This window comes from Bradyrhizobium sp. LMG 9283, from assembly GCF_045571415.1.
Taxonomy (GTDB): domain Bacteria; phylum Pseudomonadota; class Alphaproteobacteria; order Rhizobiales; family Xanthobacteraceae; genus Bradyrhizobium.
Map to the genome: position 1 here is coordinate 561,585 of NZ_CP120691.1, position 24,759 is coordinate 586,343.

Here is a 24,759-nt window from a genome sequence, read left to right on the forward strand (position 1 = left end):
TTGCATCGCCATCCGGTTCAACGATGACGCTTCCGCAGGATTAATTGCCGGCGGCTTTTTCGTGTTGCGCCGTGCCGATCGCCTTGTAGTCATAGGTCGGATAGAATTCGGTGCGGTAAGAGCCCCACGCGGTGTCCTCGATGACGCGATTGACCTCGCGCAGCCGTCCGGCCGGCAAACGCAGCGTGATCACCTGTCCGATGCCCATCATCACGTACCAGCTGACGACCTCGACGCCGGGCGGCGGAAACGCCTTGTAGAAGCCCTGCTTGTCGAGCTGCGCATTCAGCTCGTTCAACGGGCGGGACTGGTCGTGCTTGAAGAAGACGGTGAGCAGCACCGCGTTGTCGGCGGTCGGCGCCGCATTGCCTTGCTGCGGCACCGTCTGCGCCATCGTTGTGGATGTCAGCGCCAGCGCGACCGTCACCAGGGCAGACATCGTCAATATCCGTCGGTTCGACCTCATCGCGGATTTCCTTCCCAATGCTCAAGCGATGCATCGGAGCATAGGAGTGGTGGCATGGCCGAAGAACTCATTTTCGCGCGATGCGCGCATGTTTCGATTTCGCTCGTGACGGTTCTGCGACAACGCGCCCGGATGAGACGGCGCGCGTGTGAAGCACATCACATGTGCATTGCTGCAGGTGCGCTATTGGTCCGCGTAGCCGGTGGAGGGCTGTCGAGGACTACAGCTATGTCGATGCGGCGAATGATTTCTTGGTGGTTCAGATTCGTGCTGTCAGGGCGATTTATGGATCGCTTCCTTTGCCTGCCGCGTTAGCCGCGCGCAACGTGTCGCTTCGCGACCGAACCCCGATCTAGTTTTGCCCGATCAATTTGCGGAACGCGGCCGCGCCGTCCTGCATCGCGTCGCGGCCCTTCCAGGCCAGATAGGTCAGCTTGCTGCCGAGCGTGTCGTGGCTGCGCAGCCGCCGCGATCCGAGGATGTGGCCGACATTGGCGGGGAAGCGGCTCACCTCGGCGGACACCAGGGCTGCGATCGCGTCCATCAATTGCTGGAGGCGGACACCCCAGTCGCAATGTTCGATGCCGTCGATGCGGACCTTGAGCGCATACTCGATTTCGTAGATTTCGGTGAGCAGGTCGCGGGCGATCAGCACCCGGTTGTGCCGAAGGGCGATACGCAGCGCGAGGCGCCTGTCGTCGAGCCGGTCGAGGACCATGGGAACAACGCAGGCATAGGGCGTGGCGGCAACATCTGCGGCGGCCTTGCTCGCAGCGGCCTTGGTGGCGAGCCGCACCAATTGCCAGGACGTCTTCAGCCGCCGCGCCACCAGCGCCAGCGCAAAGGGCAGCGCCTGGGGATGCGCCCTCTTGAAGGCGTCGAGCTGCGTGGTGATCTGGGCGACGTGGCCGTCGTCGAACTTCGCGATCTTTTCAGGCAGCTTCTCGTTGAACTTCGGTAGCGCATCGCCGGCGCGCAACACCTGCAGCATCTTCAAGACGTCGTCGAAGGCGGTGCGCGAGGCCGTATATTGCGCGAGCTTGGCGCGCGCCGATTCGGCGCTCTCGGACGAGGTGAGGGAACTCTCGAGGACTTTGACGACCTTGGTCTGGAAGGTCGAGGCGATCTTCTGCACTTCCTTCGGGTTGTTGGCCGCGACCTGGTCGTTGATCGCCTTGATGTAGTCGCGCGCCATGGTCGGCAGCAGGTCGCGGCAGATCCATTCCCAGATCGGGGTGAGGGTGTTGCGCGAGATCCGCCCCGCGTTGGCATGCTCGGGCGCGCCGTCGATCAGCAGCAGCTCCAGCGGCGCGAAGAAATAACGCGAAGGGTTGGTGGCGCGCGCGTGGGTTGATCCGTCCTTGCGGAACTCGGCGCGCAGGCGGGACTGGATGTCGGCCGAACCCGGCATGTCGATGCCGCACAGCTCGAGCCGTTCGAGCTCGCTGAGCAGACAGCTGCGCGACAGCGGCGTCAGCCTCTGCAGGAATTCCGACAGCCGATCGATCTCGTTCATGGCACGCAATCTTTCGCAGCGTGTCCCGCGGGCTTGCGGGCCCAATGCGTGGAGGCATTTGCGCGCTCTCAACCTCCCCAGAGAAGCAAGTCGCCGTTAATTAATCCGTAAAACCCGGGGGGCGGACGTCAGAGGAAGCCGGCGGCCAAGGAGTTGCGCCTGTCCGCCCAAGATTTCGGGGGGAAACTCAACCCTTGCATGGTCGGGCGCGACGCCGCGCAAGCACAAATTGTGCCGAAGCCGTCATTTTTGCGCAAAACGGCCTAAATCACCGTAGTCTTACGGAGCAAAAAGTTAACCACAGACCGGCCCCGGTTCCGCTAAATGAGTGACATGGGGTCACAGAATGATACGGCCACCGATTCGCGGCCGTCGGAATGGCACGAAGGCAGCGCTGCTTCAGCTGAAGAGCCCGATTTCGTCCGCCTGAGCGCCGTCCGTGCCAAGGCAGCTGACGAAATGGCCGCTGCCATCGCCCGCGAGCTCAACGGCCCTCTGACTGCGCTCCTGCTCTACATGGGCGAGATCAAGCATCACAGCGACCAGCTCGCGCCCGGCACGGGCGATCGCGCCTATTTGCAGCGGGTGGTGGAGAACGCGCTGGCCCAGACCGAGCGTGTTTGCGGTCTGGTCAAGCAGCTTGCCGGTCCTCACAAGGGCGGCGTGCCAATGCCGTCGAGCACCGAGGAGGCAGAATCGAAGGCCGCCCGCGTGCTGCAGCCGCAGCGCGTGCCAGGCGCCGAACTCCTCGGCCCGTCCGGCCAGAAGCGGCTGACCAAGCGCGAGCGCGAGGTGCTGAGGCTGATCAGCGAAGGCTACTCGAACAAGCAGGGTGCGCTTCGCATGCAGATCAGTCCGCGCACCTTCGAGAGCCACCGCGCCGAGGCGATGCGCAAGCTCGGTGCGCGCAACACCGCGGACCTCGTCCGTGCGGCACTGCTGCATTCGATCGACTAGATCAAGCCGGCTTGATGCGCGGCCGGCAGGCGGTGCGGGCGAGGCCCGCGACATCTCTCGAGAAGTCTGGAAACCCGTCGCGCTCAGAAATAGTCTTCGATGAACGGACGTGTGCGCGAGGCGGGACGCGGTGGCTTGATCTCTTCCTTCGGCGCGTTCGGAATGATCGTGATGGTCCAGCGGGGTGGCATGCTCGATTCCTGCTCCAGCACCGAACGCACGAAGCCGGTCACGGTCGACTCGCCAGCCTTCACCGTCGCCATCCGGCCGTTGAACTGTGCGATGCGGAAGCGACGAACCTCCTTCTGGTCTGCGGTCTCGTAGGTGAACATGGAAAACCCTCCTGGTTTTCCGGGACTATCGCTACCTATGATTAGCCATCTCTAAAAATCCCAAACCGTAGAAGTACGGCGGGTTTCGCGCGGTCTGTGCCGGAGCGCGCAAGGTCGCGCTTTAGACCTGCGGCTCCTGCGCGCGCGCGGCGGCATAGGCGGCATCCATCATGTCCAGGAGAACGGGGAATTCGGCCTCGCCGAGGCCCTCCGCGGTTTTCTCCAGCCGCAACGCCAGCGCTGCGAGCCTGACATAGCCGAACGTTCCGGCCGCGCTCTTCAGCGAATGCGCTTCGCGCGAGATCCTGGCGTGGTGCTGTGCAGGCGAGAGCGTGCGGAACAGTTGCAGGCGCACGCAGGTATCGCTCCAGAACACATCGCGCACTTCAGAGGCGCCGTCCTCGCCGATCTCGTGCACCAGCGCTTCGTACGCGCGCGGCTCGCGCGCAGCTTCGGCATCGAGCGCCTTCTGCGCCGGCGCGACGGTTACGTCCAACATGGGCCTGCCTTGATCAATCACGTTTCGTTGGCGCGCGGCACGTGCCGGCGCGAGGCATGCCCCGGGTCTACGGCATTCGAATTTCAGTTCCGGTAGCAGGATGGCCGGTGTTTGCACGCGGGCATTAGCCGGCGGTTTACCAAGACCGCGGCGATCAGCCGGTGCCGAGCAGGCGGTCGTACTGAGCCTTCACGGTGGCGTAGCACTCGCACGCCGTCTCGCGCAGGCCGTCCAGATTGGTGATCTGGATGTGTCCGCGGCTGTAGTGGATGAAATTGGCCTGCTGCAACGAGTTGGCGACCAGCGACACGCTGTTGCGCCGCGCCCCGATCATCTGTGCCAGGGTCTCCTGGGTCAGCAGCAGCCGGGAGTCGCCCGACAGATCATGAGTGTGCAACAGGCACCGCGACAGCCGCGACTCCACCGGATGGGCGGCGTTGCAGCCCGCGGTCTGCTGCACCTGGGCATAGACTGCCAGCCCGTGGCGCGCGAGCAACGTGCGCAGGGTGCTGCTCTGGTCGGCGGCGATCCGCAGCCGGTCCAGATCCACCACCGAGGCGACGCCGGGAACCAGCACAATGGCGGTGTTCAACGCACACGCATCGCCCATGATCGAAAGCGTCCCGAGCAGGCTATCGCGGCCGATCATGGCGACTTGGACATGCTCGCCCTTGGCCAGCTCCACCACCAGCGAGATGACGCCGCGGTGGGGAAAATAGGCGCGCTTGAGCGTCTCGCCGGTCTCGACCAGCACGGCATCATGGGGCAGATCGACCGTTCGCAGGTGCGGACGGATCAATTCGTAATCGTCTGCCGACAGTGCAGACAGGAAGCCGTTGGGTGGACGCACCATCGTTTCCAAAGCTGCCTCCCCCGTTCCCTACCCCCCTCGAGTCGCGGCGCGAAATCACGTCCTGCGCGGGTAAGTTCCATCATGTTCACGCCGCGATATATTAGCAATTGGGACAAGTTGTCCGTCCGTTGCGATTGGTGCGCGACGTTTGCGCGCATGGGAGAAGTAGGTGTATCCAACGCAGCGCCGCCCCCGCCCAGGACAGATTTCCTGACCATTTCGACCGTCGCGAGATGCGGACGCAGCAAATCGAAATCCGCAGCGTCGAGCAGTTGCAGCAGCTGATTGGGCGGGTGGCCGCTCGCGGTCATGCAGGTCAATCCAGCGGGTTCGATAGACGATCGGCGCGTCTGCCCGTCATTCAGTTGCACGGTGAATAAATACTATCCCGAAGGTTGTGACGCCGTCCATATACCCGTTGGAGGGCAGACAGGGTGTCTCATTCGCGACGGAATTAAGAAATGCGCGCTGATTCGCTTCCGAGCGGGCGCGTGTCCTGCAAGGGCATGTAGGAAAAAGCGGTGGGGGGCCTTCATGAGCCGGAAGCATTGCATCCGTGCTGCCGTCGGACGCCGGTTGACCCGCGCCGCCTCGTTCGTTGGACGATTGCTCATAGCTACCCAGCATTGCACTGAACCTTGGTGTCCGATGACCGCGGCTCCTATTTCCGTCGCCTCCGTCTTCATCGCTCCGCCAATGACGTTTGCGACCACCCTCTCTTGATTGAAAACATAGGCGAACGGCGTGCCCCACGGTTCATTTATTGAATCGCCGAAACGGGAAGCTCATACGGGGACCGAAAGTCTGCGCCATATTCTCGTCGTCGACGATGACCCGATGGTGTGTATGGCCATCGAGATCTATCTTCAGCGCAACAATTTTCGGGTGACGATCGCCGAGGGAGGTGAAGCCGGACTGCGCGCTCTCGAGCACGAACAGTTTGATCTGATGATCATCGATATCTTCATGCCGCACATGCGCGGGTTCGAATCGATCCGGCTCTTCCACGACCGGGCACCCGCTGTTCCGCTGATCGCGATGTCCGGCTATGCGTTCGCAAATCTGAATTCACCCGCACCTGATTTCCTGCGGATGGCGCTGGAGCTCGGCGCCGCACGCTGTCTGCGCAAGCCGTTCACGCCGCATGCGCTGCTCGTCGCCATCAACGATTGCCTGGCAGAGCATCGCTCCGACGGCGACATTGCCTCGGCCGCGCGGCTCCGTTAGCGCGACACGAGCCACATTGGCTGCAGGGTAATCGTTCGTTTACCTCAAGCGCGGACCGCGCAGGTCGCGGCAACACCGCAAAACCGCGGATCACGAGAGCGCCGCCGCTTATGGGCGGCTCGGTCCAACGCCCTGCACGCCGTCTCTATCGTTCTTCACGAGCAGGAGTTTTCTGCGAGCCTCGCCTCGCTGTTATCGGCTCGTTTACCCTCGCATGTCCCCTCGCACGCCGGCGCGGAGCTGGTCTTGCCGAAAAGCGCTGCAGGATGCGGTCGAACCGCAAACTTCTCTTCAATATCCGTAGTAGCACGGAGGATGAAATTAACGGGACCGTGAAAGGGGATGTCTAACGATCCAGGATAGGGCCTCCGTCCGTGCAAGAGATGGCGTCGAGTTTAGGCCCGGTCAGTAAGGCGTAGCTCATGGATGATCTGTTGCGGGAGTTTTTGACGGAGACCAGCGAGAGCCTGGACACCGTTGACAATCAGCTGGTGAAGTTCGAGCAGGAGCCGAACAACGCCAAGATCCTGGATAACATCTTCCGCCTGGTCCACACCATCAAGGGCACCTGCGGCTTCCTCGGCCTGCCGCGATTGGAAGCGCTGGCGCATGCCGGCGAGACCTTGATGGGCAAATTCCGTGACGGCATGCCGGTGACCGGGCAGGCGGTGACGGTGATCCTGTCCTCGATCGACCGCATCAAGGAGATTCTGGCGGGCCTCGAGGCGACCGAAGCCGAGCCGGAGGGCAACGACCGCGACCTCATCGACAAGCTGGAAGCGATGGTCGAGCAGGGCATGGCGGCGATGGCAGCGTCGGCTTCGCCGATCGCGTCCGGCTCGGCGCAGCCGCTGCCGAGCGGCTCCGCTCCGGTTGCCGACGCGCCGCCGCTGGCGCCGGAAGCCCCAGCCGCACCGGCCAAGGCGATGACCACGGGCTCGCTGGTCGCGCAGACCCTGGAGCGCCCGTTGCGTCCGGGCGAAGTCTCGCTCGACGAGCTCGAGCGCGCCTTCCGCGAGACCGCGAGCGAAGCGCCGGTCCCGGCGCCCGTTGCCAAGGCTGACGTCAAGGCCGCGCCCGCAGCGGCGGCTGACGCCCCTGTCGCGAAGGAAGCCGCAAAACCCGCCAAGCCCGCGCCGAAGAAGTCGATGGCCGACGAGACCGCGAGCGAGGGCGACCGCGTCGCCAACCAGTCGATCCGCGTCAACGTGGATACGCTGGAGCATCTGATGACCATGGTCTCCGAGCTGGTCTTGACCCGCAACCAGCTGCTGGAGATCTCGCGGCGCAACGAGGACACCGAGTTCAAGGTGCCCTTGCAGCGCCTCTCCAACGTCACCGCCGAGCTGCAGGAGGGCGTCATGAAGACGCGCATGCAGCCGATCGGCAATGCCTGGCAGAAGCTGCCGCGCATCGTCCGCGACCTCTCGAGCGAACTCGGCAAGCAGATCGAACTGGAGATGCACGGCGCCGACACCGAGCTCGACCGCCAGGTGCTCGATCTGATCAAGGACCCGCTCACCCACATGGTGCGCAACTCCGCCGATCATGGCCTCGAGACCCCGCCGAGCGCCTGGCGAGCGGCAAGGGCGAGCAGGGCACCATCCGCCTCTCCGCCTATCACGAGGGCGGCCACATCATCATCTGCATCGCCGACAACGGAAGAGGCCTCAACACCGAGAAGATCAAGGCCAAGGCGCTCTCGTCCGGTCTCGTCACCGAGGCTGAGCTGGAGAAGATGAGCGAAGCGCAAGTCCACAAGTTCATCTTCGCGCCGGGCTTCTCCACCGCGGCCGCGATCACCTCGGTGTCCGGCCGCGGCGTCGGCATGGACGTGGTGCGCACCAACATCGACCAGATCGGCGGCACCATCGACATCAAGAGCGTGGCCGGCGAGGGAAGCTCGGTCACCATCAAGATCCCGCTGACGCTCGCCATCGTCTCGGCGCTGATCGTCGAGGCCGGCGGCGATCGCTTTGCCATTCCCCAGCTCTCGGTGGTCGAGCTGGTCCGCGCCCGTGCCAACAGCGAGCACCGCATCGAGCGCATCAAGGACACGGCAGTGCTGCGCCTGCGCAACAAGCTGCTGCCGCTGATCCACCTGAAGAAGCTCCTCAAGATCGACGACGGCGCCGCAAGCGATCCCGAGAACGGCTTCATCGTGGTGACGCAGGTCGGCAGCCAGACCTTCGGCATCGTCGTCGATGGCGTGTTCCACACCGAGGAGATCGTGGTCAAGCCGATGTCGACCAAGCTGCGTCACATCGACATGTTCTCCGGCAACACCATCTTGGGCGATGGCGCGGTGATCATGATCATCGATCCCAACGGCATTGCCAAGGCGCTCGGCGCCGCCGGCTCCTCGGCCCATGACATGGCCGATGACGCCGCCGGCCATCACATCGGCTCGGGCGAGCAGACCACCTCGCTGCTCGTGTTCCGCGCCGGCTCGTCGCAGCCCAAGGCGGTCCCGCTCGGGCTGGTCACCCGCCTGGAGGAGCTGCCGGCCGACAAGATCGAGTTCTCGAACGGCCGCTACATGGTGCAGTACCGCGAGCAGCTGATGCCGCTGGTCGCCATGGACGGCGTCAGCATTGCCAGCCAAGGCGCCCAGCCGATCCTGGTGTTCGCCGACGACGGCCGCTCCATGGGCCTCGTCGTCGACGAGATCATCGACATCGTCGAGGAACGCCTCAACATCGAGGTCGGCGGCTCCGGGTCGGGCATTCTCGGCTCGGCGGTGATCAAGGGCCAGGCCACCGAGGTGATCGACGTCGGCCACTTCCTGCCGATGGCGTTTGCCGACTGGTTCACCCGCAAGGAGATGAAGCCGTCGCTGCACTCGCAGTCGGTGCTCCTGGTCGACGATAGCGCCTTCTTCCGCAACATGCTGGCGCCGGTGCTGAAAGCGGCCGGCTACCGCGTCCGCACCGCGGGAGGCGCGCAGGAGGGCCTCGCCGCGCTGCGCGCGCAAAGCTTTGACGTGATCCTGACCGACATCGAGATGCCCGACATGAACGGGTTCGAGTTCGCGGAAGTGATCCGCGCCGACAACAACCTGGCCGCAACCCCAATCATCGGCCTCTCGGCGCTGGTGTCGCCGGCGGCGATCGAGCGCGGCCGGCAGGCCGGTTTCCACGATTATGTCGCCAAGTTCGACCGTCCCGGTCTGATCGCGGCGCTGAAGGAGCAGACCGCGGGCGCCGCCGGCGCCTCCGAGCTGAGCCGGGCGGCGGCGTAACCAACGGGATCAGGAGACACGCTTATGAGCAGCAAGACCCAATCCAGCGAAGGCGCCATGGTCGAATACGTCACCGCGATGATCGGCGGCCAGCTGTTCGGCCTGCCGATCTCCCGCGTCCAGGACGTGTTCATGCCCGAGCGCGTCACCCGCGTGCCCTTGTCCTCGCGCGAGATCGCGGGCGTATTGAACCTGCGCGGCCGCATCGTCACCGTGGTCGACATGCGCGCCCGTCTCGGCCTGCCGAGACCTGAGGACGGCAAGACGGCGATGGCGGTCGGCGTCGACCTGCGCGGCGAATCCTATGGCCTCCTGATCGACCAGATCGGCGAGGTGCTGCGCCTGCCCGAGGATGGCAAGGAGGAGAACCCCGTCAACCTCGACCCGCGCATGGCCAAGCTCGCCGGCGGTGTCCACCGCCTCGACGGCCAGCTCATGGTCGTCCTCGACGTCGATCGCGTCCTCGAGCTCGAAACCAAAGTGCAGATGGCCGCGTGAGCAAACGAAAACATCGAAGCCGGAGAACCAAGATGAAGACATGTTTGGTGGTCGATGATTCCAGCGTCGTGCGCAAGATCGCGCGCCGCATCCTGGAAGGCCTGGAGTTCGAGGTGACCGAGGCCGAAGACGGCTCGAAGGCGCTCGAGATCTGTCAGCGCAAGCTGCCCGATGCGGTGCTACTCGACTGGAACATGCCGGTCATGGACGGTTTCGAGTTCATGGGTCACATGCGCCGGCTGCCCGGTGGGGATCAGCCCAAGGTCGTGTTCTGCACCACCGAAAACAACGTGGCTCATATCGCTCAGGCGCTCTCTGGCGGCGCCAACGAGTACATCATGAAGCCCTTCGACAAAGACATCATCGCCGACAAGTTCGCTGAAGTCGGTTTGATTCCGGTCGGACAAACCATGGTCTGAGTGTGTCTGGCCCAAAGTGTTGGGCCGGAGTGTTCCAGTACAGCTTCGAAGAGGCCATCCGTGACCCCGACCGAGTATGAGTATCTGCGTAAGTTCCTGAAGGATAATTCCGGTCTCGATCTGTCCGCAGACAAGCAATACCTGATCGAAAGCCGCCTGTTGCCGCTCGCCCGCAAGGCCGGGCTCTCCGGCATCGCCGAACTGGTGCAGAAGCTGCAAGCCGGCTCGCGCGCGCTGATCACCGACGTGGTCGAAGCCATGACCACCAACGAGACTTTCTTCTTCCGTGACAAGGTCCCGTTCGATCATTTCCGCGACCACATCATGCCGGAGATCATCAAGGCGCGCGCCGGCAAGCGCAGCGTGCGCATCTGGTGTGCCGCCGGCTCGACCGGGCAGGAGCCCTATTCGCTGGCGATGTGCCTGAAGGAGATGGGCGCGGCCCTCACCGGCTGGCGCGTCGAGATCATCGCGACCGACCTGTCGCAGGAGGTGCTCGAGAAGGCCAAGGCCGGCGTCTACAGCCAATTCGAGGTGCAGCGCGGCCTGCCGATCCAGATGCTGGTGAAGCATTTCAAGCAGATCGGCGAGACCTGGCAGATCAATCCCGAATTGCGGGCGATGGTCCAGCACCGGCAGCTTAACCTGCTGCACGATTTCGCCCAGCTCGGCACTTTTGACGTCATCTTCTGCCGCAACGTGCTGATCTATTTCGACCAGGACACCAAGATCAACATCTTCAACCGTCTGGCACGCCAGATCGAGCCGGACGGTTTCCTGGTGCTGGGCGCCGCCGAAACCGTGGTCGGACTGACCGATACGTTCAGGCCGCTTCCGGAGCGGCGCGGCCTCTACAAGCCGAACGACCCGCGTGCGGCAGCGGCCAAGCCGGTTCTCGCCGCAGCGGCGCCGCGCATGGCGGCGATGGCGGGACGATAAGCATGGCCGAGGATGGCAAGGGCGCGGAGCGCGTGACGTTCAGCCGAGGTTATGATGTCTGCATCATGGCTATCGACGGCACCTGGCGGCGCGACTGCAAGCTCAACGCGATCTCCGACACCGACGCCATTCTCACGGTGGAGGGCTCGATCCAGGGGCTGAACCTGAAAGAGTTCTTCCTGCTGCTGTCGTCGACGGGCCTCGCCTACCGTCGCTGCGAGCTGGTCCGCGTCAACGGCGCCGAAATGGACATCCAGTTCCTGCGCGGCAAGAACAGGAAGAAGCGCGGTACGGCCGGCGGCCATGACGCCGCGGCGTGATCTGGCCGCAGTCGTCGCCACTCTTTCCGATATGTTGCTTCAAAATTGCTGAAAACATCCGGATCAATTGGCCGCAGCAGCTTTACGTGGCTTAAGCGCGAGCCGTGTATCCATTGATGGTCCCACTCTCAGGATACGGCAATGCCCAGAAGTTCTCTTTCCCCCATCCCGTCCAACCTGCCCGACGTCGCCGAGCGGCGTGCGCTTCAGCTCCTGGTGGTCGACGATGACGCCACGCAGCGCCGCCTGATCACGGTCGCCGCCAAGCAGGCCGGCCACGAAGTCACCGTGGCGCCATCCGTGGCGGACGCGATCGAGAAGCTCCGCGCCGCGCGCTTTGACTGCGTGACGCTCGATCTCGTGCTGGAGGATGGCGACGGCATCGATGTGCTGCGCGAGATGGCGAGTGCGAAATTTGCCGGTTCCGTGATCGTCATCAGCGGCATGGACGGCAAGCGCCGCAGTGCCGCCCGCAGCTTCGCCCGTTCCGTCGGGATCGAGCTTCAAAGTCTGCCGAAGCCGCTGGATCTCGCGGCTCTGCGCATCAGCCTCGCCAATCTCGGCAAGACCGCGATGGGGCTGCCGGCGATCCACACCTGGGGTGGTGTCGCCAACGACGCGATCGTGGAACGGCACCGCGCCTAAAGCGCGGAGCTGCCATGCGATCGGACGCGATCGCGCGCCGCGCTCCCGGATTCCGCTAGGCATTGCAGGGCGTGGCCGAGGCCTGCCCGGCAGGCGTTGAGGACCGCGCTCGCGGTGGCGTAACGGGGCGTGATGTCGTCGAGTAAGAAAACGCTCGCGGAACCTTCGGGATCGCTGCCGTGTTCTTGGTCCATGGCTGCGGCGATCCGGCGCATGCTGGTCTCGATCTGTGCGATCAGCAAGCGAAGGTCTGCCGCAATCAACTCACGGCTCTCGACTTCGGGCGTTGCGACAAGAGGCGGCGTGTCGACCGAATTTTGCATGGATATTCTCCGTCACCTGCAATTAGGCGCCACGCCGCTACTTGTGCGTTAAGTCCATGTCCCGTACAAATACGGGTGGGCCGAATCCGCGCCGAGCGCCATAACGGTTGGCGCGGACGCGAGTCCTTCATGCCAATTGGATGTGGCACATGGCCGAACAAAGCTCTCGCGGTGAAATCTTCGTGGTCGACGACGACCCTGCCGTTCGCGACACCCTGTCGATGGTGTTGAAGGCGGCGGGCTATGAGGTGATCTGTTTTGCGGACGGCGCAGCGCTGCTCTCCGTCGCGCGAAACCGCACACCGGCTGCGATCCTGCTCGATGTGCATATTCCCGGAAAGTCTGGTCTCGACATCCTGAAGGAGTTGCAGGGCGAGGACTATCCGGCGCCGATCTTCATGATCTCCGGTCAAGGCGACATCGCGATGGCGGTGGGCGCGATCAAGAGCGGCGCGCTCGACTTCATCGAGAAGCCGTTCCGCGGCAGCGAGATCGTCGGCCGGCTCGACGAGGCGATCGGCGCCTATGCACGCAGGCAGGCGGAGAACGCGTCGCCGAAATTCGGCTCGCTGCATTTCCCCGGACGCGAGCCGTTGACGCGCAGGGAGCGCGAGGTGCTGGAGCAGTTCGCCTCCGGCGCCTCCAACAAGGAAGCCGGCCGCACGCTCGGCATCAGCCCGCGCACCATCGAGGACCACCGCGCCAACATCATGAAGAAGCTCGGCGCGCGCAACGCCGCCGACCTGATCCGCATCGTGATGACCGCGGCCCAGCGCGCGTCGTAGCTCGCGAGGTCTTTTTCTCTCGTGCCCCGGACGCAGCGCGTCACGTAGTGATGCGCTGCAGAGCCGGGGCCCATACCTCCAATTGCAAGCCAAGCAGTTTTGGGTCCCGGCTCTGCGTCGCAGCGCTTGCGCGCTGCACCTTGTCCGGGACACGCGATGGCGCCCTATGCTTGCAGCGCCTTGCGGATGATCCGCGCCAGATCCGATTTGCGATAGGGCTTTGCGAGCAGCAGAACCCCCGAATCCAGCCGGCCGTGGTGGATGATCGCGTTCTCGGTATAGCCTGACGTGTAGACCACCTTGAGATCGGGGCGTGTCTTCTGAAGCTCGTCGGCGAGCTGCCGTCCGTTCATCTTGCCGGGCATGATCACATCGGTGAACAGCAGGTCGAACGGCTTTCCGGCGGCGACCATCGCGAGCGCCTCGGCGGCGTTTGCGGCCTGCAAGGTGACGTAACCCAGCGAATGCAGTTGGGCCAGCACGTAGTCCCGCACCAGCCGGTCGTCCTCGACGACGAGGATCGTCTCGTGTCCGCTCTCGATCGTCGCCGGCGTCACGCCCTCGCCGACCGCTGTCGGCGTCTTGCCGGGCGGCAGATACATCTTGATCGTGGTGCCGTGGCCCTCCTCGCTGTAGATCTTGATGTGACCTGCGGACTGCTTGATGAAGCCGTAGACCATCGAAAGCCCGAGCCCGGTGCCTTTGCCCGGTCCCTTCGAGGTGAAGAAGGGGTCGAACACCCTGGTCAACATGTTCGCAGGGATCCCGGTGCCGGTGTCGCTCACGGCGATCAGCATATAGCTCCCCGGCGGCACATCGTTCGCGCTGGCATACACCTCGTCGAGATAGGCGACGCCGGTCTCCAGGATCAGCTTGCCGCCGCGGGGCATGGCGTCCCGAGCATTGAGCGCGAGGTTCAGGATCGCGGTGGTGAGCTGGTTGGGATCGACGATCGCGACGCAATTCTCGTCCTCGAACACCGATTCGATCTGGATCTGCTCGCCCAGCGTCGGCCGCAACAGTTTCGCGGTGTCGACGATCAGCGAATTGATGTCGATCTCGCGCGGCTGGAGCGGCTGCTTGCGCGCGAAGGCGAGGAGGTGCTGGGTCAGATCGGCGCCGCGCGCGGCGGCCTCGTCGATCATCTTCGTGATGGCCGCGAGCTGCGGCTCTTTCGCGACCGCCTCCGCGAGAATCTCGATCGTCCCGGTGATGACGGTGAGAATGTTGTTGAAGTCGTGCGCCACGCCGCCGGTCAGCTGGCCGACGGCCTCCATCTTCTCGGCATGGCGGATACGCTCCTCGGCGGCGATCTTGTCGGTGAGGTCGCGGTAGAAGACGTTGAATAGCAGGCCCTCGCGGCGCTTCAGGGCGGTAACGCTCAGCTCGGCCATGAATTCCTTGCCGTCCCGGCGGCGGCACATCAGCTCGCGGCGGCGGTTCAGCATCCTGCCGTCCAAGTTCTCCAGGAATTGCTTCAGCCCCGCCCTGACCCTCTCGCGTTCGCTCTCGGCGACGATGAGATCGATGGTGCTCTTGCCGAGCACTTCGTCGCGGCGCCAGCCGAACAGCTGTTCGGCCCGCGAGTTCCAGTTCAGGATGTTGCTTGTCTCGTCGGTCTGGACGAAAGCGTCGAGCGAGGTCTCGACGATGTTGCGGGCAAGCCGCTCGCTCTCGCGCAGCGATTCCTGCGCGAGTCGCGCGTCGGTCATGTCGCGCCCGGCAAAGAAGAAGCGATGCGCCGGCTCGGACCAGTTGCCGAGCCAGGACAGCCAGACCTCGTGGCCTCGCTTGTGGAAGCAGCGGGTGTCGGCGAGCTTGATGTGCTCGCCGCGACGGATCGCGCGCATCTCGGCGCGGCACTGTTCCAGATGATCGGGATGAAGGAAGTCGGCGCCGCTGCGGCCGATCATCTCGTCCGGCCGATAGCCGAGAATGGTCTCGCTGCTCGGGCTGATCTGCGCGATATGGCCCCGCGCATCCATGATCATGATCAGATCCTGCGACGTCTCGAAGATCTGGCGCCGTTCTTCGAGCTGCTGCTGCAGCGCCCGCTCGGCGCGCCGCGCCTCGGTCAGGCTGCGCGCGCTCCCGGAGGCGCCGATGATCTCGCCCGACGGTCCCTTGATCGGAGACAGGCCGAGCGAAATCTCGACCGGCGTTCCGTCCTTGCGCAGGCGCACCGTCTCGAAGCGTTCAATCGGCTCGCCCCGCGCGATCCGCCGCAAATAGTCCTTGCCATGCTCGCGGCGGTCGGGCGGCACAATGATCGACGTGGGCTTGCCGATCGCCTCATCCGCCGAATAGCCATAGAGACGCTCGGCGGCCGGATTCCAGCCCGTGATGATGGCATCGAGCGTCTGCATCACGATCGCATCGTCGGACGATTCCACCGCGGCACTGAACAAGCTCTCGCGCGCCGCGTGATGGCTTCGCGCCGCCTCGGTGCGGCGATGCTCCTCGATCTCTCGTTCGAGCGCGGCTGTTTTCGCCCGGGTTTCCTCGACCATCTGGGCAAAGGCCCGCGCCAGCACGCCGGTCTCGCCGCTGGCATCGACGGGTATGTCCGCCGGCCGTCCGCTGCCGATGGCCTCCACCGCCTTGGTCAGACGCCCGATCGGGCGGGTCAATGAGCGCGCCAGCAGCACTGCGAGCGCGGCCGCGGCGAGAACGGCAAGCACGCCGACGAGCAGGGACGTTTTTTGAATGGCGGCCGGCACGCGGCCGAAGACGGACGGGGGAACGGTCACGATGATGGCGACCCATTCCTTGTTCGCAAGCAGTGCCGGCGCGATGGCCGCGCCGCTCGGTCGGCCCGATTCATCGGTTGTGAGCCGCGTGGCTACATCGGACGTGCCAGCCAGGGCCGAGAAGAATGGAAAGTCATTGCGCCAATCGGTAGGATGGCCGCGCAATGAGCCGAATTCCCGCGTGCGGTCGGGATGGACGAGATAGTCGCCGCGCGAATTCACGACGTACAGCTCCCCTCCCGAACTCCGGGCCGAGCGGATGCGTTCGAGCGCCGGGCGCATGTCGATATTGGCGATGACGATCCCGAACGGCTTGTTGTCCGGCGCGAACAGGGGCGTCGCGACGCGAAGAGTCGGAACGTGCGGCTCCGTGGTCCCGCCCTGCCGCGTGGCGAGATCGATGGGCGAAACATAGATCTCGCCCGGCGCCAGCCGTATCGTTTCCTGGAAATAGGTTCGCTCGCCCTTGGCCTCGAGTTCGCCGTCGGGGACGATGCGGGCCGTTCCATTTGGGCCGGAGCGGTCAACGCGGACCAGCTCGCGTTGGTTATCGTCGAGACCGATGATGCGAAACTGCCCGTAGCTGGGTTTGGCATCGATCTCGGCCACTAGCCGCGCCGCGATGCGCTCGCGCCAGGTTTTCTCGGAGACGCCGTCGGAAGCGTCGATTCCTCCACCGAGGTGAGCGCGGATCAGGCCATTGATTGCCGCGGCGGAGCGATAGCCGGTCAAATCGCCGCGAGCGCCGGCGACGTAGGATTCGAGATTGGCTGCCAGCAGGCGCGACTGGGCTTCGACCCGCTCGAGCACCCGCGGAATGACGGCCTGTGTGGTGTTGCGATAGCCGAGCCATCCGACTGCGGCCACGGTGACCGCCACCAGCAGGATCATCGCGATGGCCAGCCGCGTTGCCAGCGTCGTCGCAAGTCTCATGGGGATGTTCGCAGGAATGGCCGTATCACCGCGCCGTTTCTGCCTTGAAGCAGAGGAGGTGTTCTTGTCATCGGCGGCCGGAGCAGACATTGGACCCCTTCGGCTCGCCCGCCAGGCAACCATCGACCATGGCAAGCAGTGCGCCGGGTCGGAGCGGCTTTTGCAGGCTTGCCACCGCGCCGAGCTTGGTCGCCATCTTCAGGAAGTCCGGCTCCGCATAGGCATCCGGCGTGGCCGAACGACCGGAGATGACGACGATCGGAATGGCCGGGGCCAGCGCCCGGATGTGACGCATCGTCTCCAGTCCATCCATGCCGGGCATGAAGATGTCGAGAAACAGCAGGTCGAACTGGAGGGCCTCGAACAACGCCAGTCCCTTGCGGCCATCGCCGGCGACTGTCACGTGATGACCAGCCCGTTCCAGCAGCAGCCGGATGGTGATCTGTACGGCCGGATCGTCATCCACGATCAGGATGTTGGCCACGTCTGAACTCCTCCGAGGTCGGATGGGAATGCCCCAGCGACCGCAAATCAAGCCATCAAATACGAAATTGTTGCGCGGATTCCGCTCGGCCTGCAAGCACTTCGCGCCCCCTGCGATCCCGGCCGGGCGGTGCCCTCAGCCCGATGTTGCCATTATGCACGCTCCCGTGCACATGGTCGTTGGACCTTGCAGCAGCTTCCGGCGTCCGAGGTCAAGGCGCTGGCCCAGCAGACCCGCAATGCGACGCAGGACATCGCCCAGCACGTTGCCGCGATCCACGTCTCGGGAGCGGCCGAACGCCTCGCCGCCGAGGTCAAGGCTTCTGCGTCAGGCTGCGCAATGGTCCGATGGACCGCCGCAACAGCCGCGACGCGGCCTGGTTCAATCGGTCAGATACTCCGGGTGGAGACTCCGGATCTTGTCGAGCTCGCTCAACGTGCCCGACAGATGCTTGCGCAGATGCTGTTGCGCGGCATCGGCATCTGCCGCCTCGATCGCACGCGTGATCAGCTTGTGGTGGCGCACGATGTTCTGGGCCTTGCCGGGTGAGGGCAGATGCAGCCGGCGCAGCCGGTCGATATGCCCGCTGCGGCTGCGCACCAGCGCCCAAAGCTCCTCCTTGCCGGCGGCCGCGTAAAGCTGGGCGTGGAAGTCGTTGTCGGCGGTCATGAAGGCCTCGAACTCGCCGGCTTTGGCGAATTGCTGCTGGAGTGCGATGGCCTGGTCGAGGCGGATGATCAGGGCGTCGTCATGCGTCTCCGCGAGCAGCCGGACGATCTCCAGCTCCAGCGCCTGGCGCAGGAAATGCGCCTGCTGGGCGCGGCCAATGTCGATCCGGCTGACCACGGTCGCGTGCTGCGGAAACACGTCGACCAGGCCCTCCTCCTCGAGCCGCATCAGGGCGTCGCGCACCGGCGTCGAGCTGACGCCGAACTGGGCGGCGAGCTCGGCGCGCGACAGCGGCGCGCCCGGCGGCAGCTCCAGGGCGACGATCGCGTTGCGTAGCCGCTCGAACACCTGCGGCGCGGCCTGACGGGCGCGATCCAGCCGGGCGGGCCGTGACGTCGCGCGCGGCGCGGTATGGGCTGCTTCCATGTCGGGTCCCGCGGGCTTGCCTTTGATGCACTAATATATTAGTGCATCAGCAGGGTCAACGCTGCGCGACGCCGCACCCGGAGGAAACACACAACAATGATCAAGCATCTTTCTAAGCGGCTTGCGGCCGCCGCCGTGACCACCGCCGCACTCCTCGCGCCCGCGGCGCATGCACAGCAGAAATCCGAGATCGCGCTGTCGCGCCAGCCCGGCATTTTCTACATGCCGAGCCACATCATGGAGAAGCTGAAGCTGATCGAGAAGCACGCAGCCAGCCTCGGCGTGGCGGGCGTCACCACCAAATGGATCACCTTCTCCGGCGGCGGCGCGCAGACCGACGCGCTGCTCGCGGGCGGCGTCGACATCCTCAACACCGGCACCGGCAATCTATTGCTGCTGTGGGACCGTACCCGCGGCGGCGTGAAGGGCATCGTCGCGACCTCGGCGCAGCCGATGACGCTGATCAGCCGCGACGCCAACATCAGGTCGATTAGGGATTTCGGCCCGGGCGACAAGATCGCGGTGCCGACCGTGAAGGTCTCGACCCAGGCGATCGTGCTGCAGATCGCGGCTGCCGAGGCGTTCGGTGCCGATCAATGGTCGAAGCTCGATGCCAACACCGTGCAGCTCGGTCATCCCGACGCCTATGCGGCGCTGGCCAACTCCAAGCACGAGGTGCACAACCACTTCTCGATCCCGCCCTTCACCTTCCTCGAGCTGAAGAATGTGCCGGGCGCGCATGTGGTGCTGTCGTCGCCTGACGTGATGGGCGGCCCGCTCAGTCAGGCCCAGTTCTTCACCACGACGAAGTTCGCCGACGCCAATCCGAAGATCATCCAGGCGGTGCGTGACGCCACCAAGGAGGCGCAGGACCTGATCCGCAGCGACACCAAACAGGCGATCGAGATCTACAAGGAGATCACCGGCGACAAGACCTCGGTGGAAGAGCTGCTCGATCTCCTCAAGGAGCCCGGCATGATGGAATGGAATCTCGAGCCGCAGGGCACGATGAAGTTCGCCGCCCATCTCTACAAGACCGGCACGCTGAAGAATCAGCCCAAGGCCTGGACGGACTATTATCTTCCCGTCGCGCATGACCTGAAAGGCAACTGATGGCGCTGCTCGACGTCAGCGGCGTGACGCTGCGCTACAAGACCTCCAGTGCCGTCGTCACCGCCACGGAAAGGGTGAGTTTTACGGTCGATAGGTCCGACCGATTCGTGCTGCTCGGTCCGTCCGGCTGTGGCAAATCCACTTTGCTCAAGGCTGTCGGCGGCTACATGACGCCGAGCGAGGGCCGCATGGCGATCGGCGACCGTGAGATCCACGGCCCCGGCGCCGACCGCATGATGATCTTCCAGGAGTTCGACCAGCTCCTGCCCTGGAAGAGCGTACTCGCCAATGTGATGTTTCCTCTGCTCACCGCGCGAAAGCTGTCGCGCAAGGACGCCGAGGCGAAGGCGCGGGCCTATATCGAGAAGGTCGGCCTGACGCGCGTGGTCGATGCCTATCCGCATACGCTGTCCGGCGGCATGAAGCAGCGCGTCGCGATCGCGCGCGGCATGGCGATGGAGCCGGACATTTTGTTGATGGACGAGCCGTTCGCGGCGCTGGACGCGCTGACGCGGCGAACTTGCCAGGACGAATTGCTCCAGCTCTGGAGCGAGACCAAATTCACCGTGCTGTTCGTGACCCATTCGATCGCGGAGGCGATCCGCATCGGCAACCGCATCCTGCTGCTGTCGCCACATCCCGGCCGGGTCAAGGCCGAGGTGGTCGATGTCGACAAGGTCTCCAATGAAGACGGCAGCGCCGGCCGGCTGGAGAAGGAGATCCACGATCTCCTCTTTGCCGGCGAAGCCGTGGCGCACTAGGGGAGCTCTCATGGCCGAAGCGAGAATATTGCTGCGCGAGGCGCCGGCTGCCAGCGCCGGCGGCGCAGGCGAGGTCGAGCGCAAGCTGAGCGTGCTTGAGCTGCTGTGGAACGACGGCTTCGTTCGGAAGACTGTCATCATCCTGTTCCTCGCGGCAGTCTGGGAGGCCTACGGCATCACCCTCGACAACCCTCTGCTGTTTCCGACACTGCACGACACATTCGTCACGCTCTTCGATCGCGTGAAAGACGGCACCATTCCGATGCGGGCCTGGACCTCACTCAAAGTGCTGTTCATGGGCTATTCGGCCGGCATCATGCTGGCCGCGATCTTCACGGTGCTCGCAATCTCCACCCGCATCGGCACCGACTTCCTGGAGACGGTCACGGCGATGTTCAACCCGCTGCCCGCGATCGCGCTGCTGCCGCTCGCGCTGATCTGGTTTGGGCTCGGCAATGGCAGCCTCGTCTTCGTGCTGATCCATTCGGTGCTGTGGCCGGTTGCGCTCAACACCCATTCCGGTTTCAAGAGCGTGTCCAACACGCTGCGCATGGTCGGCCGCAATTACGGCCTGCGCGGGCTGCCTTACGTGGCGAAGATCCTCATTCCTGCCGCCTTCGGCTCGATCCTCACCGGGCTGAAGATCGGCTGGGCCTTTGCCTGGCGCACGCTGATCGCGGCCGAGCTGGTGTTCGGTGTGTCCTCGGGTCAGGGCGGGCTTGGCTGGTTCATCTTCGAGAACCGCAATCTCCTCGACATACCTGCGGTCTTCGCAGGCCTCTTGACGGTGATCATCATCGGGCTCTTTGTCGAGAACCTGATCTTCCGCGCCATCGAGCGGAACACCGTCCAGAAATGGGGTACGCAATCATGACCAAGAAGAAAACACCCGATCAGCTCCGCAGCGCGCGCTGGTTCGCGCCCGACGATCTCCGCTCGTTCGGCCACCGCTCCCGCACCATGCAGATGGGCTACGCGCCGGAGGAGTGGAAGGACCGGCCGATCATCGCGATCCTCAACACCTGGTCGGACGCGCAGCCCTGCCACATGCACTTCAAGTCGCGCGTCGACGACGTCAAGCGCGGTATCCTGATGGCCGGCGGCCTGCCGCTGGAGCTGCCGGCGCTCTCGCTGTCGGAATCGCTGCTCAAGCCGACCACAATGCTCTATCGCAATCTGCTGGCGATGGACGCGGAGGAACTCTTGCGCAGCCATCCCGTCGACGGCGTGGTGCTGATGGGCGGCTGTGACAAGACCACGCCGGCACTGCTGCTCGGCGCGACCTCGATGAACATCCCGGCGATCTATCTGCCGGCCGGCCCGATGCTGCGCGGCAATTGGAAGGGCAAGACGCTCGGCTCCGGCTCCGACGGCTGGAAATACTGGGACGAGCGCCGCGCCGGAAAGATCTCGGAGAAGGACTGGCTCGATATCGAGGCCGGCATCGCCCGGAGCTACGGCACCTGCATGACCATGGGCACGGCCTCGACCATGACCGCGATCGCGGAAGCGATCGGCATGACGCTGCCCGGCGCGTCCTCGATTCCGGCCGCCGACGCCAACCACATCCGCATGGCCAGTGAATGCGGCCGCCGCATCGTCGAGATGGTCTGGGAGGATCTGACGCCGAAGGTGATCCAGACACGCAAGGCGTTCGAGAATGCGATTGCAGTAGCGATGGCGATGGGATGCTCCACCAATGCGATCATCCATCTGATCGCGCAGGCTCGCCGCGCCGGCCAGGACATCGGCCTCGGCGATTTCGAGATCGCGAGCCGCAAGGTCCCCGTGATCGCCAACGTGCGGCCGAGCGGCGATACATATCTGATGGAAGATTTCTTCTATGCCGGCGGCCTGCCGGCGCTGATGAGCCAGATTAAGCCGCATCTGCATCTCGATTGCGTCACGGTGACGGGCAAGACTCTTGGTGAGAACATCGACGGCGCTGAGGTATACAATGCCGACGTGATCCGCTCAGTCGACAATCCCATCTACCGGGAAGGCGCGCTCGCGGTGCTCAAGGGCAATCTCGCGCCCGACGGCTGCGTCATCAAGCCGAGCGCCTGCGCGCCGCGCTTCCTCAAGCATACGGGACCTGCGCTGGTGTTCGACGACTATCCCTCGATGAAGAAGGCGGTCGACGATCCCAATCTCGACGTCACCGAAGATCACATCCTGATCCTGCGCAATGCGGGGCCGCAGGGTGGCCCGGGCATGCCCGAATGGGGCATGCTGCCGATCCCGACCAAGCTGGTGAAGCAGGGCGTGCGCGACATGGTGCGCATCTCGGATGCGCGCATGAGCGGCACCAGCTACGGCGCTTGCATCCTGCACGTCTCGCCCGAATCCTATATCGGCGGCCCGCTGGCGCTGGTGCAGAACGGCGATCGCATCACGCTCGATGTCGCTGCTCGCACCATCAACCTCGACGTATCCGAGGCCGAGCTAGCAAAACGCCGCGCCGCCTGGAAACAGCCCGAGCGCCGCTTCGAGCGCGGCTATGGCTGGATGTTCACCAAACACATCAGGCAGGCCAATGACGGCTGCGACTTCGACTTCCTCGAGACCGATTTCGGCGCGCCGATCGGCGAGCCGTCGATTTATTGATGCGTCGTTCCGGGGCGCGAAGCGAACCAGGAACCTAGGGATTCCGGGTTCGATGCTTCGCATCGCCCCGGAATGACAACAAGAGAGAGCCCGCCCATGCCAAAACTTTCCGAAGCCACCCGCAACAAGCTCAAATCCGTCTCCACCGCCACGGTCGCCACCGCTTTGTTCAAGCGCGGCCTGCGCATCCAGATGATCCAGGATGTGCATCCCGTCGGCCCCAACCAGCCGACCATGGTCGGCGAGGCCTTCACGCTACGCTACATGCCGGCGCGCGAGGACCTCAACACCATCGACGTCTTCAGGGATCGTTCCCATCCGCAGCGCAAGGCGGTCGAGGATTGCCCGCCGGGTGCCGTGCTGGTGATGGACAGCCGCAAGGACGCGCGCGCGGCCTCTGCCGGTGCGATCCTGGTCACACGGCTGATGAAGCGCGGCGTTGCCGGTGTCGTCACCGACGGCGGCTTTCGTGACTCCGCCGAGATCGCCAAGCTCGGCATTCCTGCCTACCACCACCGACCCAGCGCGCCGACCAATCTGACGCTGCATCAGGCGATCGAGATCAACGTGCCGATCGGCTGCGGCGATGCGCCGGTGTTCCCCGGCGACGTGATCCTCGGCGATGCCGACGGCGTCATCGTGATCCCCGCGCATCTTGCCGACGAGATCGCCAGCGAGACCTTCGAGATGACCGCGTTCGAGGACTTCGTCACCGAGGAAGTCGGCAAGGGCCGCGGCATCTTCGGCCTCTATCCCGCCACCGATCCGCAGACGCTCACCGACTTCGCGGAATGGCGGAAGAAGAACGGCCGCTAGAGCCGAAGCTGAATCGCACCAAGAAGCAGGCCGGCCACATCAAGCGCCGGCCTTTTATCAAGCAGGGAGGACTTTATGAACTTCACACGACGTAATCTCGTGGCCGGTGCCGGCGCAGCGGCAACTTCCGCGCTTCTCGCCCGCGCCGCCGGCGCCCAGTCGTTCGCCTTCACGCCGAACCAGCGCTATCCCGACCCCGCCGTCCAGATTCTCGATCCGAGCTTCGCAAAATACCGGCTGTATTCCTCGACGGTCGAGCAGGTCGCGACCGGCATGCGCTGGGCCGAAGGTCCCGCCTATTTTCCGGAAGGCGGCTATCTCCTGTTCTCCGACATTCCCAACAACCGGATCATGAAGTTCGACGAGAAGACCGGCCAGACCAGCGTGTTCCGCGCCAGTGCCAATTACGCCAACGGCAATGCGCGCGACCGCCAGGGCCGTCTCGTCACCTGCGAGCATTCCGTCACCCGCCGCATCACCCGCACCGAGAAGGACGGCAAGATCACCGTGCTCGCCGACAAGTTCGAGGGCAAGCGGCTGAACGCGCCCAACGACATCGTCGTGAAATCCGACGATAGCATCTGGTTCACCGATCCCTTGTTCGGCATCAACGGCGAGTGGGAGGGTAAGAAGGAGAAGGCCGAGCAGGCCACCACCAACGTCTACCGCATCGCCAAGGACGGCAAGCTCACCGCCGTCCTCACCGACCTCGTCAATCCCAACGGCCTCGCCTTCTCGCCGGACGAGAAGAAGCTCTACATTGTCGAGTGGAAGGGCACGCCGAACCGCAGCATCTGGAGCTACAATGTCGGCGAGGACGGCAGCCTGAGCGGCAAGACCAAGCTGATCGACGCCGCCGACCAGGGCTCGCTCGACGGCTTTCGCGTCGACCGCGACGGCAATCTCTGGTGCGGCTGGGGCTCGAACGGCGCGCTGCAGGGCGAACCGACCGATGTCGGCGGCCGCAGGGTGTTTCAGCTCAAGGGCAAGCCGGAGGATCTCGACGGCGTGATGGTGTTCAACTCCGAAGGCAAGCCGCTCGCCTTCATCAAGCTGCCCGAGCGCTGCGCCAATCTCTGCTTTGGCGGCCCCAAGAACAACCGTCTCTACATGGCAAGCAGCCATTCGGTCTACGCGCTGTATGTCGAGGCGCACGGGGCCGTGTGAGGCGCTCTTCGCC

23 protein-coding genes and 1 pseudogene are annotated in these 24,759 nt (G+C 64.4%); 15 read left to right on the plus strand and 9 right to left on the minus strand.

The genetic code is table 11. The annotated features are described in order from the left end of the window. Positions 1–40: 40 nt before the first annotated feature. Positions 41–466, minus strand: coding sequence for a hypothetical protein (locus P6U29_RS02605; RefSeq protein ID WP_407116193.1), 426 nt, complete (start codon positions 464–466; stop codon positions 41–43). 352 nt (positions 467–818) lie between these two features. Next, complete coding sequence (locus P6U29_RS02610) at positions 819–1,982, minus strand: hypothetical protein (protein WP_407116194.1); 1,164 nt, start codon at positions 1,980–1,982, stop codon at positions 819–821. 333 nt (positions 1,983–2,315) lie between these two features. Between P6U29_RS02610 and P6U29_RS02615 the strand changes: the two genes are divergently transcribed. Then, on the plus strand, positions 2,316–2,939 hold the full coding sequence (locus tag P6U29_RS02615) for a LuxR C-terminal-related transcriptional regulator (RefSeq protein ID WP_407116195.1): 624 nt from the start codon (positions 2,316–2,318) through the stop codon (positions 2,937–2,939). 83 nt (positions 2,940–3,022) lie between these two features. On the opposite strand, the gene P6U29_RS02620 is transcribed toward P6U29_RS02615, so the two are convergent. From P6U29_RS02620 to P6U29_RS02630, 3 genes are all read right to left on the minus strand, one after another. Further along, complete coding sequence (locus P6U29_RS02620) at positions 3,023–3,271, minus strand: hypothetical protein (RefSeq protein ID WP_407116196.1); 249 nt, start codon at positions 3,269–3,271, stop codon at positions 3,023–3,025. Between the two features lie 121 nt (positions 3,272–3,392). Further along, positions 3,393–3,770, minus strand: coding sequence for an Hpt domain-containing protein (locus P6U29_RS02625; RefSeq protein ID WP_407116197.1), 378 nt, complete (start codon positions 3,768–3,770; stop codon positions 3,393–3,395). 154 nt (positions 3,771–3,924) lie between these two features. Further along, positions 3,925–4,623, minus strand: coding sequence for a Crp/Fnr family transcriptional regulator (locus tag P6U29_RS02630; RefSeq protein ID WP_407119584.1), 699 nt, complete (start codon positions 4,621–4,623; stop codon positions 3,925–3,927). A gap of 744 nt (positions 4,624–5,367) precedes the next feature. Between P6U29_RS02630 and P6U29_RS02635 the strand changes: the two genes are divergently transcribed. From P6U29_RS02635 to P6U29_RS02665, 7 genes and pseudogenes are all read left to right on the plus strand, one after another. After that, positions 5,368–5,850, plus strand: a complete 483-nt coding sequence (locus tag P6U29_RS02635) for a response regulator (RefSeq protein WP_407116198.1) — start codon at positions 5,368–5,370, stop codon at positions 5,848–5,850. A 422-nt stretch (positions 5,851–6,272) separates the two neighbouring features. Continuing rightward, a pseudogene (locus tag P6U29_RS02640) lies at positions 6,273–9,091 on the plus strand (chemotaxis protein CheW). A 24-nt stretch (positions 9,092–9,115) separates the two neighbouring features. Beyond that, on the plus strand, positions 9,116–9,589 hold the full coding sequence (locus P6U29_RS02645; protein WP_407116199.1) for a chemotaxis protein CheW: 474 nt from the start codon (positions 9,116–9,118) through the stop codon (positions 9,587–9,589). Between the two features lie 32 nt (positions 9,590–9,621). Beyond that, positions 9,622–10,008, plus strand: a complete 387-nt coding sequence (locus P6U29_RS02650; protein WP_091897857.1) for a response regulator — start codon at positions 9,622–9,624, stop codon at positions 10,006–10,008. Positions 10,009–10,068: 60 nt separating this feature from the next. Continuing rightward, on the plus strand, positions 10,069–10,947 hold the full coding sequence (locus P6U29_RS02655) for a CheR family methyltransferase (protein WP_407116200.1): 879 nt from the start codon (positions 10,069–10,071) through the stop codon (positions 10,945–10,947). 2 nt (positions 10,948–10,949) lie between these two features. Then, on the plus strand, positions 10,950–11,267 hold the full coding sequence (locus tag P6U29_RS02660) for a hypothetical protein (protein ID WP_027577507.1): 318 nt from the start codon (positions 10,950–10,952) through the stop codon (positions 11,265–11,267). Positions 11,268–11,408: 141 nt separating this feature from the next. After that, positions 11,409–11,912 (plus strand): response regulator, encoded by a 504-nt coding sequence (locus P6U29_RS02665; protein ID WP_100236822.1) that lies wholly within the window; start codon positions 11,409–11,411, stop codon positions 11,910–11,912. Here the strand turns inward: P6U29_RS02665 and P6U29_RS02670 are convergent. Continuing rightward, complete coding sequence (locus P6U29_RS02670) at positions 11,909–12,235, minus strand: hypothetical protein (protein WP_407116201.1); 327 nt, start codon at positions 12,233–12,235, stop codon at positions 11,909–11,911. The genes P6U29_RS02665 and P6U29_RS02670 overlap by 4 nt on opposite strands. Positions 12,236–12,384: 149 nt before the next feature. On the opposite strand from P6U29_RS02670, the gene P6U29_RS02675 reads away from it, so the two are divergent. After that, a complete protein-coding gene (locus P6U29_RS02675; protein ID WP_027577504.1) occupies positions 12,385–13,020 on the plus strand; it encodes a response regulator transcription factor in 636 nt (211 codons plus the stop codon). A 164-nt stretch (positions 13,021–13,184) separates the two neighbouring features. Here P6U29_RS02675 and P6U29_RS02680 read toward each other — a convergent pair whose 3' ends face one another. The 3 genes from P6U29_RS02680 to P6U29_RS02690 all read right to left on the minus strand — a co-directional run bounded on the left by P6U29_RS02680 (position 13,185) and on the right by P6U29_RS02690 (position 18,282). Next, positions 13,185–16,793 (minus strand): PAS domain S-box protein, encoded by a 3,609-nt coding sequence (locus P6U29_RS02680; protein WP_407116202.1) that lies wholly within the window; start codon positions 16,791–16,793, stop codon positions 13,185–13,187. Next, complete coding sequence (locus P6U29_RS02685; RefSeq protein WP_407116203.1) at positions 16,771–17,187, minus strand: response regulator; 417 nt, start codon at positions 17,185–17,187, stop codon at positions 16,771–16,773. Before P6U29_RS02685 ends, P6U29_RS02680 begins: the two co-directional genes overlap by 23 nt. A 381-nt stretch (positions 17,188–17,568) precedes the next feature. Next, positions 17,569–18,282 (minus strand): GntR family transcriptional regulator, encoded by a 714-nt coding sequence (locus P6U29_RS02690; RefSeq protein ID WP_407116204.1) that lies wholly within the window; start codon positions 18,280–18,282, stop codon positions 17,569–17,571. Positions 18,283–18,378: 96 nt separating this feature from the next. Here P6U29_RS02690 and P6U29_RS02695 point away from each other — a divergent pair, with 96 nt between their 5' ends. The 6 genes from P6U29_RS02695 to P6U29_RS02720 all read left to right on the plus strand — a co-directional run bounded on the left by P6U29_RS02695 (position 18,379) and on the right by P6U29_RS02720 (position 24,746). Further along, complete coding sequence (locus tag P6U29_RS02695; RefSeq protein ID WP_407116205.1) at positions 18,379–19,395, plus strand: ABC transporter substrate-binding protein; 1,017 nt, start codon at positions 18,379–18,381, stop codon at positions 19,393–19,395. After that, positions 19,395–20,156, plus strand: a complete 762-nt coding sequence (locus tag P6U29_RS02700; RefSeq protein ID WP_407116206.1) for an ABC transporter ATP-binding protein — start codon at positions 19,395–19,397, stop codon at positions 20,154–20,156. The genes P6U29_RS02695 and P6U29_RS02700 overlap by 1 nt, the downstream gene beginning before the upstream one ends. A gap of 10 nt (positions 20,157–20,166) precedes the next feature. Further along, positions 20,167–21,030 carry an ABC transporter permease gene (locus P6U29_RS02705; RefSeq protein WP_407116207.1) on the plus strand — a complete coding sequence of 288 codons (864 nt, stop codon included), beginning with the start codon at positions 20,167–20,169 and terminating at the stop codon, positions 21,028–21,030. Further along, positions 21,027–22,763, plus strand: coding sequence for an L-arabinonate dehydratase (gene araD / locus P6U29_RS02710; RefSeq protein ID WP_407116208.1), 1,737 nt, complete (start codon positions 21,027–21,029; stop codon positions 22,761–22,763). Before P6U29_RS02705 ends, araD begins: the two co-directional genes overlap by 4 nt. Before the next feature lie 96 nt (positions 22,764–22,859). Continuing rightward, complete coding sequence (locus P6U29_RS02715) at positions 22,860–23,579, plus strand: ribonuclease activity regulator RraA (protein ID WP_407116209.1); 720 nt, start codon at positions 22,860–22,862, stop codon at positions 23,577–23,579. 75 nt (positions 23,580–23,654) lie between these two features. Beyond that, positions 23,655–24,746 carry an SMP-30/gluconolactonase/LRE family protein gene (locus P6U29_RS02720; protein WP_407116210.1) on the plus strand — a complete coding sequence of 364 codons (1,092 nt, stop codon included), beginning with the start codon at positions 23,655–23,657 and terminating at the stop codon, positions 24,744–24,746. Positions 24,747–24,759: the final 13 nt, after the last annotated feature.